This window comes from Pseudogracilibacillus sp. SO10305 (assembly GCF_037072005.1).
In the GTDB taxonomy this organism is placed as follows: Bacteria; Bacillota; Bacilli; order Bacillales; family Amphibacillaceae; genus Pseudogracilibacillus; species Pseudogracilibacillus intestinigallinarum.
On the sequence record NZ_JAXHDE010000006.1, the window covers coordinates 124,886 to 138,703 of the forward strand.

Consider the following 13,818-nt stretch of genomic DNA (forward strand, 5'->3'; position numbering starts at 1 on the left):
ATCATTATAAACTAGGAAATGAATATTGTAAATGAAACATATGTTAGAACAATGATTTTTTCCTCATTCTTTCGTGATATCTCCCCTTAAATGAATCGTCCGATGAAATGGATACATATAATCATCTTCCCCATAAACTTGTACTTTTACTTGTAAACGCTCATTTTCTTTTGTATAAAATACATCTGTTTTACCATTAGGTAAATTATATGCTTCCATTCCTTCGTTAGTCTGTTCAAATGGTCGTTCTCGTAATAATTTAGCAATTGCCATTTCATACTGTGTTTCGTACGTAATTTGATCAATTAAATTACTAGAAATTTCTAATTCATTTTCATAAATATAAATAGTATTTGCAACAAATATTAAAATTATTGTACTCAAAACCATCACATATGGTAAGAAAAAACCTCGTTCATCATTGTTCAAATGATATTGTTTTTTCATAAATTCCCCCTTCGTTGGATGTTACAGTGATTTTAATACCGTAATCCAGTGTTTCGGTTTCAAATCCTTGTACATCACGCAAATATATTTCATGACCTAAATAATTTACGCGTCGCCGAATAACATCCTGATATTTTTCAATCATAGAAACTTCATCCTCATTCAATTGAAAATATAAAGTATTATTTCGTTCAAACATTCTTTCTGCATCTAAATTTTCTTGTCGAACGAAAAGAAAAAACTGGCGATAAGATAAGTCTTCTGAATAATTTGTCTCCGACAAATTTTTAAAAATATACATTAACAACGGAAATGTAACTATGATAACTGTTAATCCAAATAAAACGGAAAGTAATGTAATTCCTCTTTCATTACTTATGATCGCTATATAAGCAAAATGTTTCTTTTCGTGCCTTTTTATTTTCCCAATTTGCACAACCCCTCATATGTTCGTTTTCTAATTGAAATGTAAATTGTACATTTGTCTGTTGTATCGATTTTTCGTAATACATTGTTCCATCATTTCCATTCGCCCTATACAATAAATCCTCATACAACACATATGCGACATCACGCTTTAATAAAGCATTTACTCTCTCTTGCATGACGAGTGTTAATAACGGTGCAACCGTAAGACTTATAAAAATGATAATATTTAAGGAAACTAACGCCTCAATAAAAGTAAAACCATTACGATTCATCTATCCAATGCCTCCCTTTCCCCAGTGGAAATACAAGCCTGTATAGACGACCGTCCACGATAAAAACATAGGTGCCTGGTTGTATAATTGTTCCTTTTAAATTGTACATTATATTAGTGTTCTTCATTGAATAGGATACTGCCGAAGGAATCTGTCTTACTATTTCCCTATTACCAACCTTACCATGGTGCAGCACATATTGATTGTTTCTCAAAAATCCTAAAATATACTCTTTTCTATGATGGAATGCTTTATTTTGAATATACAAAATATCCGCATCCAATAAGTGTTTAAAAGCATTCACTTCTGATTTTTCCTTTAATGCAACCATACTTGGTGTAGTTAATAAAATGAAAATGGAAATGATAAGCAAAACAAAGAGTAATTCTAACAATGTGAAACCGGATTCTTTATTCATTCACATACACTTTCCCACTCGATACATTGTATTGTAACGGGGTATTGTTTGAACATTTTTTCTGACTTGATTCAATGTAGTTTTCTTGTACTAAATCGTCTAGGCTAGTTGGTAATTTTCCTGCTTCTAATTGATATGCGTATACTTGACTCTGAACCGTAGACGTTAGAGCTTTACATCCTTTTTCATGTACATCACTACTCCGATTCGTTAAATTAGGTAACAACAATAAAATTAATACCGTGATGATAAGAAGTACAACTAACATTTCTATTAATGTGAATCCATCTTCCCCTTTTATACGACTCATAATATGTTCCCCTCTCTTTAAATTGTTTCAATTAATTGATACATTGGAATCATTAATGTAAGATAAACAAAAATAATAAATAACGCGACAATCGAAAATATAACTGGTTGAATAAATTGAATTATTTTCACTAATTTATTGCGAATTTTCTCACCTAAAAATACGGCATAAACTGATAGATCCTTTTCAAAGCTACTTTGATCCATACTTCTACTAAAAATTCCTTTCGTATGACGATCAATGAAATACAATTGATTGACAGCAGTAGCCAATGATTGTCCTGCCTCTAATTGCATATCAATTTCCTCACCATAATATGCTAAAATAGTTAAACGATCATGACTTTTTAATTGTTTCACTACTTCCCGCATAGGTAAACTTGCTTTTAAATACATACTAATATACGTAACTAAATAATATGATGTATATAATGTTAGAAATGAACGATAAAATGGGATTTTTTTATATATATTTAATTGGATTTCTATAGGTATTTGTGGTTTATATTTTTTCCATATGAAAGAAAAAATAAAAAGTATCAATAGGAGTACTAAAAAAAATGTAGTAATAAACTCAATAAAAGAAATAGAAAGTAACAATGTTTTTGATGAAGAAGCATGTGATTGGAACAAGTCCAAAAACATTGGCAGCACATAACGATTGAGACTAATCAGTAGCAACACAATAATAATAAGTAAAAATAATGGATAGCGAATCGTTTTCTTTAATTTCTCAATATAACTCAATCGGTATTCCACCATATCTACGCAATTTTTAATACTATCTATCATGCTTTCATGTGCATGTGAAAATTGTAAATATGCAACAATAGAATGATGAAACATTGCATGCTCAAACGCTTTATCTAGCGGATCTCCCCGTTTGAATGCTGTAATTATCTCTTTTGTTTGTGCCTCATAATCTGTATTGTAATATAAATGATCTAAAGCATCTTTAAATGAATAACCGTGAGACATTAAAAAATGTACATGCTTTAAATATTGCAATTGTTTTTCGATGGGAAAAAAATATTTATACGCTTTTCGACGTTTCATCCATTGAATCATCTTGTAAAAATCCATATCTTTTCACTTTCTCCTTTAATTGTTCAAAAGTCTCCATATTCAATTGTTCTACTACTTTGTTTCCAGATAAAATTGACGTTATATTATTTCCATCAATCAATTCCACAATCGCACCACGTTTCACATCACCTTTTGTAAAAACGGGAATCAATTGTATAGAGGCTATCGCAAGCAAAGTTTGTGCAATATCGTTTTTCGAGATATTTAAATCGAGTAAACGATCAATTGTCCCAACAGCGTTCTTAGCATGAATCGTACTCACAACTAAATGTCCTGTCAAGGATGCTTCTAGAGCAAATTTAGCTGTTTTTTCATCCCTTATTTCACCTATCATAATAATATCCGGATCATGCCTTAAGGCAGCTTTTAATCCCGTATGATAGGATACACCCGCTCTTTCATTCATTTCTACTTGAATGACATTGTCAAGCGTCCGTTCAATTGGGTCCTCCAATGTAATTGCTTGATATGATTGTTTTTCTGTTAACGCTTGCATCAATGCGTACATTGTGGTGGATTTCCCACAACCGGTCGGCCCTGTAATGAGAATTAGCCCTGCCTGTTGATGAAACCATTGCTTCATTCGGTTAAATTGATATGGAAAGACAAATAGTTCATCAATTTTTAAATTGCTTTGAGGTAACAAACGTATCGTTAAACTCTCTTCCTGCATCGTCGGAAGTGTTGATAAACGTAAAGCGTATAATTCCTTATTTTCTGTCGTATAATGCATCTTCCCACTTTGAGGTTTTCTTTTTTCACTAATATCCATATGAGCACTATATTTAAGATAAGCTAATATAATCGCATATAACTTCTTTTTAATCGAGCGAATATACACTCTTTTGCCAAGTAGACGATAAAAAATATCTACGTGATCTTCATCATGACTTGGATAAAAGTGAATATCGGATGCTTGTTTCTTACATGCTTCTTCCAAGAATTTACGCGTAATTTTTTCTGTACGGTTTATTTTCACCACCTCCTTTTAGTACTTATATGCTAATTTATATAATATTTTAATGAACAATTTTGTATAATTCAATAAAAAGTTTCCTATTTGAGCAAATTTGTAATTCTAAATAACTATAGTGGCTATTTTTAAATTTTAGAATGTTATTTATGATGAAAATACAATTTTCCACCAACGTCATATATTGTAAAACAAAAAAAGATGAGTGTAGACAAGAAGAATCATACTTTCCTCTTGTCCGACACTCACCTCATCCATCAATTTATTTTTTACTGAATTACAACCTTACCCTACCTTTGATAAAATTGTAATGTAAAAGGATTTGTATCCTTTTCATCCCCAATGGTTGTACTAGATCCATGACCAGGAAAAACAACGACATCATCTTCTAATATATATAATTTATGAACGATGCTATTTGCTAATACATCCATACTACCACCAGGTAAATCAGTTCGACCAATGCCTTGTTGGAATAATACGTCTCCACTTACAACACATGTATCATGTGCAAATATAAATGACATGCTTCCTGGAGAATGTCCTGGCGTATGAATACATTCCATCGTAAATGGTCCAATGGTTAAAGTTCCCTCTATTAAAAAGTGATCTGGTGCGGATGTTTCAATTTTAAAATCTTCCCCTAAAAACATAACTGACCGATTTACTGTCGCATCCAACAAATACTCTTCTTCACTTTCATGTAAATATACATCTAACTGTAAGTCATTTCTTAACTCATCTACAGCACCGATATGATCAAAATGGGCATGTGTTAATAAAATAGCTAACGGTTCTAACTGTTGTTCTTCAAGATGTTGTTTCACAATATGTGCATCACCACCTGGATCTACAATAAGACATTTTCCTTCCTTTGAAAGAATATAACAATTTGTTCCTAGTGGTCCTAAAGAAAATGTATCAATTTGCATCTTTTTTCCTCCAATATCCTTTTCTAAAAATAAAAATGAATATAACTCGACAAACATCAAGCAATATTATAGAATAAGTATTAGCTATCATGCTATTTATTACATATATGAAGCTTGATTTACTTTCATTTTAACATGGTCATAAGGAGGATGTAATTAAAATGGTACTAGCAATCATCTTTTTAGTCGTTGCTTTACTTTCAGCTGTGTCGTTAATTAGACAATTTAAAATTAAAAACTACTTAGCTTTAGGTTTTTCTGCAGTAGCAACTCTTTGCTTTGGGTATTTCTCAGTCATGGAGATTATTTGTCGATTAACAGATGCTGGAATCTGTCCTTAATATTACAAACAAATATAGAGGTTAAGGTATATTACCTTAACCTCTATTTTTGTGTTCTATCCCTTATTTCGTCTGAAAGTCGACGAATCTGAATAGATCACCGTAAATGATTTCGTCCGAATACTGTAACTCTTTCGTAACTTTTTTCGAAATTTCTGCACAAGCTGATTCTTCCTCTCCATACACATTTAATGTATCTATTGGTTCCCCTGTTTCACGGTCATAGCAAATTTCACTAGCAAACACATAATCATCACTAATGAAGTCGCCATTTCTTTGTGTAATAAATCCTTTACGATCATTATGAAAAAGATCATTCCCAAAATATAAATCATTACTCGTATCAAGCCCTAAAAGCCTTAAAACAGTAGGCTTAATATCAACTTGACCTGCTATTTTATCCATACGTTTGCCGTTTTCATAGCCTGGAATATGAATATAAAATGGTACTCTTTGCAATTGTAATAAATCATATGGCGTAATTTCTTCTTTATTCAAATATTGTGCCATTGCTTTATTATGATTCGCACTAATGCCATCGTGGTCTCCCATAATAATTATAATCGAATCTTCATATAATCCATTGAATTTCAAATGCATGAAAAACTGTTCAATAGCCTCATCCATATAACGAACGGTTGAGAAATATTGGTTTAATGTTTTAGAGTTTGAATCATAGTTTTCTAATGTTTTATCTTCCTCTTCTAAGTCAAAAGGAAAATGGTTCGTAATCGTAATTAATTTCGCATAAAATGGTGTATCTAACTCTTTCATGTATGGAATTGTTTGTTCAAAAAACGGTTTATCTTTTAATCCCCAGCCGATGGAATTTTCTTCTGTAACATCATAAGAATCATAATCATAAAACGTATCAATTCCGATACTTTCATACATTTGATTTCGATTCCAAAATGTTTCGGTATTCGCGTGGAAGACTACTGATTGATAACCATGTTGTTTTAATGCTTCAGGCATTGCATAATAATCATTACCCGCATGAGTGAAAAATACAGCCCCACTTGCAATAGGATATAATGAATTCTCTGTAATAAACTCCGAATCAGATGTTTTGCCTTGCCCTGTTTGATGGTAAAAGTTTTCAAAATAAAATGTTCCTGGATCATCAATCAATCTGTTTAAAAATGGAGTTACTTCCTCATCATGTAAAGTATTTTCAATAACGAACGTTTGCAATGATTCTGCAGAGATAAAAATAACATTTTTATCTTCAGCAATCCCATATAATGACGATTGTTCATCACTTCGTACTTCTTCATGAATATATTTCTTGATTTCTACGAGATCATTACTATCTGCGATTACTTTTTGTGTACGCATTTTAGATTGTAAAGCGACATCATAGACATGGTAATAAAACAGGCCAATATTTTTCACTAAATATTCCCTGTCAAAGGCTCTCGATAATAATTGGGGCCTTTCCATCTCCGCTAATAGAAAGTTAACAGATAATAGTAGCAAAGAAACAACGAGTGTAAATATTTTTTTCCGGCGTGAATAGACTGGTACATAAATATTCGTTACTTTCTTCGCAATATACCAAATGATCATCACATCTACAAAAATAAATATATCATATAGTTTAATTAACTCTAATATACTAGAGGAAAGATCTGAAATATTACTCGTTTGAAATAATTGTGGTATCGTTAAAAAGTCAGTAAAAGATCGATAGAATACAACGTTAAAATAAATGATCAACGTTCCAATTAACGCACTATATCGAATAAATAATTTTTGTCGCTTTTCTGTTTTAAACCATACACTCAGTCCAAAAAATATAATGGATGCGATAAATGGGTTAATGAAAATAATAATTTCCTGCAATAGATTGTCAAGTTCAATATCAAAAACAAAACGATAAACGATATACGTTTTAAAACCGAACAATAATGCAGCAAGGACAAAAAGTGGTACTTTTTTTCGCCGATGTAGCATAATAATCCTCCTACAGACATACTCGTTCACTTGGTTAATTCCCGGATTGCACATTTTTAAAACATTACAATTTCTTTACAATTCTCATTTCTTTTCGAATTAATAATATTGCTTGTTGATATATTGTCGTTGATATTAACTTTGCATCGTATAAATTTTTAACTTCTTCGTGCATTAAATCTAAATCTGCAATCCGATCTTTCGTATAGACAAAAATTCCAAATCTCTTTAACAGTTGTTGGACATCATACATCGTTTTCATCCATCATCACCACCTTAACATTTTCTTGCACACAGAATCTTATGCTAGAAGAAAATAACATCTTTATCGAGGTTGATTTTATGTATAAAAAAATTATTACCTTATTGATTATCATACAAATATTTATCTTTTATTTCATCTATGAACAAAACACAATGGAAACAATTACATATTTTCCGAAAGATCCGCATGTAACAATGGCTGAAGCGTCATCTGTAGTTGAATTACATAATAATAAATTACAGATTAATGTACAATCAAAAACAAATACGCCGGTGCAGTTAAGACAAGATGTTTTTATCGTTTTTATTCATATGTATGTAAAAGGAATCGGAAACATCTGGAAGGAAAACATAGATGAACTTACTTTAAAACAATCCATTTCAATAACAAAAAACAGTACTATTGATGTGCTTTCATACCATTATGGTGAGGTCGTACGAGAAGAAACATTTACTTCTATTGGAAAAATGTCCTCTACATCATCTTTTTTTGATGGAGATACAATACGAAATCGAACAACATCTAATGATGAACAAATAAAAAAGAAATATATGCATAAAATGAATTCAATTTTACAAAAATTACAGATTGATCCAAGTTTATATCATACATTCCCTTTAATTGATTTGCCATTATATGAACATATCCCTTTCCCAAACATGAACCAACACGATACAGATATGATTATAGGCCATCTTTGGGAAGGGCTATATAAAAATTATATCATCCCAATGACAGAGATGAAAAATCTAGAGAAGAGCCTCATGCCCCTTATATTAATCGATAAAAATAAAGAACACTTGCTAGTCGTCTATACACTCAATGGGAAAGAAAAAATATTACGGCAAAATTTGCATCCCAATTAAATACATACACAAAGCAATTAAGCCATATAATGAAAAACTTACTACTTGTAAACGCACGGATTTTTTATAGGGCAATGTTGCCATCATTGCTGCCAAAAACCCACCGATTAGTCCACCAATATGTGCTCCTATATCGATTTGTGGAACGATTATTCCTAACACGATATTTACAATTAAAAGGAGCATAAACTGGTTTCCAATCGTTCGAATGAATAGCATTCGATATTTTATTCCAAAATATAATAATGCCCCAAACAAACCGAATATGGCACCTGAAGCACCAGCTGTTATTGCATCTGTAAATACAAAGCTAGCAATATTTCCTAATAATAAAGATAAAAAGTAAATAATAAAAAAACTCTTAGAGCCATATATTCGTTCGACAAATTGGCCTATATAGTATAATGCCAACATATTAATAAAAAAGTGAATCAATCCAATATGTATAAAAGCCGCTGTAAATAAGCGCCACCATTCCCCTTCCAGAATGGCTTCATTATATTTTGCACCGTACCCAAATAATACGTCTTGATCCATACTCCCACCAATATTTTCTAAAAATAAGAAAATGCATACATTTAATAAGAGAAAAAAGTATGTTAAATAGGGTTTACCATATGTAAAAACGTCACGAATTTCTTTGTTCTTCTCATATATTTGTCTTTGTAAGTATGTTTTATAAATACGAACTTTATATTGTAATAGGGAAAAATCATTTTTATCAAACTGAAAAGGTTCTGTATTTACATCGTGTAAAAATCGATTCTTTTCATCAAACTCGTTCGTATCCGCAATATAATACACGTTCATTTTCATTTTTTGATTTTGTTTCGCGATAATTGGTGTTTGTAGTTGATCAGTAGCATCAATTGGCTTTTTATCAGCAATATATACATTGTAAATATCAATTTTTTTCGTTCGAAAAATACGCTTCATCGCTATAATTCTTTGAAAAACGGCCGCAATATCTTTTTTCAAATGTTTTTGCCAATCGAATTGTTTTAAAAGAAAACGGATCACAGTCGTCTTTCCACGTTCTTTCTTCTGCACCCACGCTTCATTCCGCTTGATATTTATATGAACCATTTCATACTGCTCATTTTTTACAAGTTCGAATAATGTATGATACATAAAATATTGGTTTGTAATCGACATATGTCACCTACTTCCCTTGCTTAAAAACTAAGCGTTTCCCGAACCCCATCTTCTGTAACGATATATTGCACGGGTATATCATGCGTTTCTATTGGAAGGTCTTTTATTAGTTGTTGTACACTTGCTAAGGAGACTGTTGTTTTATTATATTCCATGAGATAACGATCATAATATCCACCACCAAACCCTATTCGATAACCAGCATCATTAAATACAATACCTGGTACAATAAGCAGGTCAATATCTTCTTTTGCAACCGATGTAGTCAATGATGGATTAGGTTCAAGTATGTTTGCATGACCTTTTATTACATGTGCAAAATCTCTTAGTTCATAAAATTGCATAGACTTATCTGCAGTATAGATTTTCGGAACAACTACTCTTTTTCCCTTTTCCCATAAAAATTGAATGATATTTCTCGTCTCCCATTCAAAACCATGAGAAATTGTAATACCTATTGTGGTAGGTTCAATCCATAAATTGGATTTGATAAATTGCTCTAATAATGATTTTTCAATGGATTTTTTTTCTTCTCTTGTTAATAAAGCTAATTTCTCCATCATATTCATTCGAATTGTTTGTTTCATTTCATGTCACCCAACTCTATTATAACTTACTACGTGAGTGAAGAAAATAAAAATAGACAACAAAAAAACTCTTTCCAAATATCGGGAAGAGTTTTATCGTACAACTTATTTTGTTTCACGGTGAAGCGTATGCTTTCTTAAACGTGGGCTATATTTCATTAATTCAATACGCTCAGTGTTATTTCGATTGTTTTTAGTAGTAATATAATTACGATCGCCTGTTTCAGTACAAGCTAATGTGATGTTAACACGCATTTTCAACCCTCCAACTCCATAAATAGTTACCTTACTAATAATAACAGATTAACAAAAAACGTGCAATACTTATTTAAGTTTTAAAATTAGGTTACAATTGTTGTTTTGCCTACAAAAATATTATTTTTCTTGTATAATAAAATAGAGACTGGAGGTAGAAAGATGGGGTACATTTTTGGAACAATTATCGTAATTGCAATCATTTTATTCATTATATCATTTTTCATGAATGATAAATATAATGAGATTGAAAGTGAATTAGAGCAATTATCGATACAATCAATGCAAGATACGTATCAACTAAGAAAAAAACTCGAAGTACTTGAAGAAGAGTTGTTAACCGGACAAGTTGTTACACCGAGTCACAAAGAAGAAGTAGAAGTAGCAACAGAAATTCCATCTTCACTGAAAAATAAGCCTTTACTTTTACAAAAAGTATATCACTTACATCAACAAGGCTATTCAGTAGAAGACATTGCACAACAAACTGATTTAACTACACACGATATCCAAACAATTTTAAAAAACAAATTATAGTAAGGGGATAAATATGAAACAACCTATACGCTTTTTTGCTATTGGATTATTTACTGCAGCTATATTAATGTTTGGGTATTTTTCATTGTTTGATCAAAGCACTGCTGTAGAGAACGCACCAGTAGAAGATTTAATTTCTCAAATTGAGGATGAAGGCTATAGAGTCATTACGGAAGAAGAATTTATCACTTTTTCTTTACTTGATTTAGACGAAGCAGACGTAAAAGATAAGCAAGTTGAAAAAGAAAAGGAAAAAGAAGATAAAAATAAAGATTCTAAGAAGGAATCAGATGCTACTAAAGAAGAAAAGAAAGACTCTAAAGATACATCTTCTGATAAAAAGAAAGATGAAAAAGACGAAAAGAAATCTTCTGATGATAAAAAGGAAAAAAGTAAAAAGAAAAAATCAGAAACGATTACTATTACTACTGACCAAGGTGTCGTTACAGAAGATATAGCAGATATGTTATATAAAGAAAAGGTAATTGACGATAAACAAAAATTCCTAGATTATATGGAAGACAATGATTATAGCCCTTACATTCAAATAGGTACATTTAAAGTAAAAAAAGATATGAGTCTCAAAGAATTAGCTAAAACTTTCACAACATATCCAGGCAGTAAATAAAAGACATGCGAATTGAAACTTAGCTAAAACATATAAAAGACTTCGATAATTTATTTTATCGAGGTCTTTTATATTATATTAATATGTATAACAAAACAGTATTGTTTATTATAAAAAGATAAACAATACCGTTTAATTATATTTGTCTTAAGTTCTTTTTTAGTCTTCTTCTTTATTCTCTGATTCTTTTCCTTCAAAATAAGTATCCAAAATACGTCTTCCAATATTATGGTTTATATTATTTCTAGAACTTTTACTTAAGTTAGGAATAATAACTGCAAAAGCAATCTCAGGATCATCATATGGTGCATATCCTGCTAAAGATAAGTTTTCTGTATCTGCCGCTTTATAAAAATCACCATTATCTTTTTGTAAAAATACTTCATTCTCTGCAGTACCTGTTTTTCCAGCAGCACGATATTTCGTACTAGCCCAACTAGAATGACCGGTACCACCAGCTTCATTGAACACTTTATAAAACCCATCTTGAACACGTTCAATATTATCTTTAGACATACTTATTTCATTTAATATTTTCGTATGGTTTACTTTATAAACTGCTCCTAGTCCGTCAGATGTTGTAGCCGGAGAGCGAATTTCTTTTACAAATGAAGGTTGAATTCTTTTACCACCATTTGCAATCGTACTAATATACTGGCCTAATTGTAGAGTTGTATACGTATCATATTGTCCAATACTTAAGTCCATTAGTTTACCTGGTAACATTTCTGGTCCAACATAGCCTGTTGATTCAAATGGAAAATCTATACCTGTTTTAACACCTAATCCAAACTCTTGAAAATAGTTTCGCATAGTTTGCATTCCCTCGGGATTAAACGTAGGACTTCCCCCGTTTGGGAAAGGTAAACGATAATCTCCGCCAAGTCTTAAAGCTACATAGAACATATAAACGTTAGATGATCGTTTTAATGCCGATATATCATTTACCGATCCAAGTACACTATATGACCCTTTCGGCTTCGTTCCTTTGATAACAATAGGACTATCATAAATTGTTTGACCTGGAGCAAACACCCCTGAATCCAATCCAGCTAATACAGTTGCACCCTTTACAGTGGAACCAGGACGATGTGCATCATAAAGGACTTTATGTGGTGTATTTTCATATTTTCCCGTTTCCTTATCATAGTGCTGTCCACTTAGTGCAAGTATTTCTCCTGTTTTTGGGTTCATTACAACAGCTAAAGCATCTTCTAAATAAGCATTTCCACGACTTTTCGCTGCTTTTAATTCTTGTAAAACAATTTCATCTACTTTCTTCTGAAACTCCATATCAATGGATAAGACTAAATCTTTTCCTCTTTCGCCAGGAACCATTACTTCTGTCCCAATGATTTGACCTGTTTTTGTTGTCGTATATTTTACTTTTTCTTTTCTTCCTCTTAATAGGTCCTCATACTGTTCTTCTAGACCACTTTTTCCAACACGGTCATTTCGATTATACCCTCGTGTTAAATAATAATCCTCTTTTTCAGCAGGAATACCTTCATCTTGTGATGTAATAGAACCGATAATAGATCGTAAAGTATCTTTATATTTATACTGTCTTTCCCAGTCTGTTGATGTATTAATACCGGGTAATTCAGATAAATTCTCAGCTATTTTAGCATATTCATCCATTGAAATATTTTCATTTTTGATCACTTCTGGCGTTAATGCATATGCTTTATCTAATTGACGTTTTATCGCTATAACTTGTAATTGCTCATCTGTAAAATCTTCAATTTCATCATCTTCAATTCTTTCTAGCATTAAATCATATTGTTCTTTATCATCTAATTTTTCTACTTCTTCATCAGATAATCTAGCAAAAACATCATCTGTATTTTTTAAATAAAAATATTCTTTCCTCTCACGTTCTCTTATTTTATCAATTTCTTTCTTATCCATCGTCATATATTCAGTTAATTTTTCAGCTAACTCTAGTTTATCTTCTGCTTGTACTCTTTTTGGTGGTGTATATGTTATCGAGTAAAGTGGCTCATTATCTACAACTATATTCCAATTTCGGTCTAAAATTTTACCACGTGGTACTGGTCGTTTAGATATATCTTGTACTGTACGATCAATTTCCTCTTGATAACTTGAACCGTCTAATATTTGTACAACACCAAGTTGAATGACTAAAACGGCAAACAATAAAAATATAACGAAAAACGTAATATTTAATCGCAAGGGAATTCGAGATTTTTTATCCTTTTGCTGATTCATTGCTCATATCTCCCTAAATAATATAATCATTTCACAATTTCTTATTATATCATTATTTTTCAAAAAGCGATATATGAAACAACATAAAAAAGAGGCTGGGACAAAACCCAGTGAAATAAAAAGGTAATTT

Annotated in this window: 18 protein-coding genes; 4 read left to right on the forward strand and 14 right to left on the reverse strand. The window is 31.3% G+C overall.

Annotation, left to right across the window (positions count from 1 at the left end; translation table 11 throughout):
- Nucleotides 1–63: 63 nt before the first annotated feature.
- The 8 genes from SPD45_RS07010 to SPD45_RS07045 all read right to left on the reverse strand — a co-directional run bounded on the left by SPD45_RS07010 (nucleotide 64) and on the right by SPD45_RS07045 (nucleotide 4,866).
- Nucleotides 64–447 carry a hypothetical protein gene (locus SPD45_RS07010; RefSeq protein ID WP_336267026.1) on the reverse strand — a complete coding sequence of 128 codons (384 nt, stop codon included), beginning with the start codon at nucleotides 445–447 and terminating at the stop codon, nucleotides 64–66.
- A complete protein-coding gene (locus SPD45_RS07015) occupies nucleotides 419–883 on the reverse strand; it encodes a ComGF family competence protein (protein ID WP_336267027.1) in 465 nt (154 codons plus the stop codon). The genes SPD45_RS07010 and SPD45_RS07015 overlap by 29 nt, the downstream gene beginning before the upstream one ends.
- Entirely contained in the window at nucleotides 819–1,148 is a 330-nt protein-coding gene (locus tag SPD45_RS07020; protein WP_336267028.1) for a type II secretion system protein, read from the reverse strand. The genes SPD45_RS07015 and SPD45_RS07020 overlap by 65 nt, the downstream gene beginning before the upstream one ends.
- Nucleotides 1,138–1,566: a competence type IV pilus minor pilin ComGD gene (comGD, locus tag SPD45_RS07025; RefSeq protein ID WP_336267029.1), complete on the reverse strand. Its 429-nt coding sequence runs from the start codon at nucleotides 1,564–1,566 to the stop codon at nucleotides 1,138–1,140. The genes SPD45_RS07020 and comGD overlap by 11 nt, the downstream gene beginning before the upstream one ends.
- Nucleotides 1,559–1,876, reverse strand: coding sequence for a competence type IV pilus major pilin ComGC (gene comGC / locus SPD45_RS07030; RefSeq protein WP_336267030.1), 318 nt, complete (start codon nucleotides 1,874–1,876; stop codon nucleotides 1,559–1,561). The genes comGD and comGC overlap by 8 nt, the downstream gene beginning before the upstream one ends.
- A 17-nt stretch (nucleotides 1,877–1,893) precedes the next feature.
- Entirely contained in the window at nucleotides 1,894–2,958 is a 1,065-nt protein-coding gene (locus tag SPD45_RS07035; protein WP_336267031.1) for a type II secretion system F family protein, read from the reverse strand.
- A complete protein-coding gene (gene comGA / locus SPD45_RS07040) occupies nucleotides 2,909–3,940 on the reverse strand; it encodes a competence type IV pilus ATPase ComGA (protein WP_336267032.1) in 1,032 nt (343 codons plus the stop codon). The genes SPD45_RS07035 and comGA overlap by 50 nt, the downstream gene beginning before the upstream one ends.
- Nucleotides 3,941–4,224: 284 nt before the next feature.
- Entirely contained in the window at nucleotides 4,225–4,866 is a 642-nt protein-coding gene (locus SPD45_RS07045) for an MBL fold metallo-hydrolase (RefSeq protein ID WP_336267033.1), read from the reverse strand.
- Nucleotides 4,867–5,027: 161 nt separating this feature from the next.
- On the opposite strand from SPD45_RS07045, the gene SPD45_RS07050 reads away from it, so the two are divergent.
- A complete protein-coding gene (locus SPD45_RS07050; protein WP_336267034.1) occupies nucleotides 5,028–5,207 on the forward strand; it encodes a DUF2759 family protein in 180 nt (59 codons plus the stop codon).
- A 63-nt stretch (nucleotides 5,208–5,270) separates the two neighbouring features.
- On the opposite strand, the gene SPD45_RS07055 is transcribed toward SPD45_RS07050, so the two are convergent.
- A complete protein-coding gene (locus SPD45_RS07055; RefSeq protein ID WP_336267035.1) occupies nucleotides 5,271–7,163 on the reverse strand; it encodes an LTA synthase family protein in 1,893 nt (630 codons plus the stop codon).
- Nucleotides 7,164–7,227: 64 nt separating this feature from the next.
- On the reverse strand, nucleotides 7,228–7,425 hold the full coding sequence (locus SPD45_RS07060; protein ID WP_336267036.1) for a YqgQ family protein: 198 nt from the start codon (nucleotides 7,423–7,425) through the stop codon (nucleotides 7,228–7,230).
- Between the two features lie 80 nt (nucleotides 7,426–7,505).
- Between SPD45_RS07060 and SPD45_RS07065 the strand changes: the two genes are divergently transcribed.
- Complete coding sequence (locus SPD45_RS07065) at nucleotides 7,506–8,294, forward strand: hypothetical protein (RefSeq protein ID WP_336267037.1); 789 nt, start codon at nucleotides 7,506–7,508, stop codon at nucleotides 8,292–8,294.
- On the opposite strand, the gene SPD45_RS07070 is transcribed toward SPD45_RS07065, so the two are convergent.
- From SPD45_RS07070 to rpmG, 3 genes are all read right to left on the reverse strand, one after another.
- The gene (locus SPD45_RS07070) at nucleotides 8,268–9,449 is read right to left on the reverse strand and encodes a rhomboid family intramembrane serine protease (protein ID WP_336267038.1); all 1,182 of its coding nucleotides are present in this window, start codon (nucleotides 9,447–9,449) and stop codon (nucleotides 8,268–8,270) included. The genes SPD45_RS07065 and SPD45_RS07070 overlap by 27 nt on opposite strands.
- Before the next feature lie 20 nt (nucleotides 9,450–9,469).
- On the reverse strand, nucleotides 9,470–10,036 hold the full coding sequence (locus SPD45_RS07075) for a 5-formyltetrahydrofolate cyclo-ligase (protein WP_336267039.1): 567 nt from the start codon (nucleotides 10,034–10,036) through the stop codon (nucleotides 9,470–9,472).
- A gap of 105 nt (nucleotides 10,037–10,141) precedes the next feature.
- Nucleotides 10,142–10,291 carry a 50S ribosomal protein L33 gene (gene rpmG / locus SPD45_RS07080; RefSeq protein ID WP_336267040.1) on the reverse strand — a complete coding sequence of 50 codons (150 nt, stop codon included), beginning with the start codon at nucleotides 10,289–10,291 and terminating at the stop codon, nucleotides 10,142–10,144.
- A gap of 162 nt (nucleotides 10,292–10,453) precedes the next feature.
- On the opposite strand from rpmG, the gene SPD45_RS07085 reads away from it, so the two are divergent.
- On the forward strand, nucleotides 10,454–10,828 hold the full coding sequence (locus SPD45_RS07085; protein ID WP_336267041.1) for a hypothetical protein: 375 nt from the start codon (nucleotides 10,454–10,456) through the stop codon (nucleotides 10,826–10,828).
- Between the two features lie 13 nt (nucleotides 10,829–10,841).
- Nucleotides 10,842–11,456 (forward strand): hypothetical protein, encoded by a 615-nt coding sequence (locus tag SPD45_RS07090; protein ID WP_336267042.1) that lies wholly within the window; start codon nucleotides 10,842–10,844, stop codon nucleotides 11,454–11,456.
- Nucleotides 11,457–11,615: 159 nt separating this feature from the next.
- Here the strand turns inward: SPD45_RS07090 and SPD45_RS07095 are convergent, their stop codons facing one another.
- Nucleotides 11,616–13,688, reverse strand: a complete 2,073-nt coding sequence (locus SPD45_RS07095) for a peptidoglycan D,D-transpeptidase FtsI family protein (RefSeq protein WP_336267043.1) — start codon at nucleotides 13,686–13,688, stop codon at nucleotides 11,616–11,618.
- Between the last annotated feature and the right edge of the window lie 130 nt (nucleotides 13,689–13,818).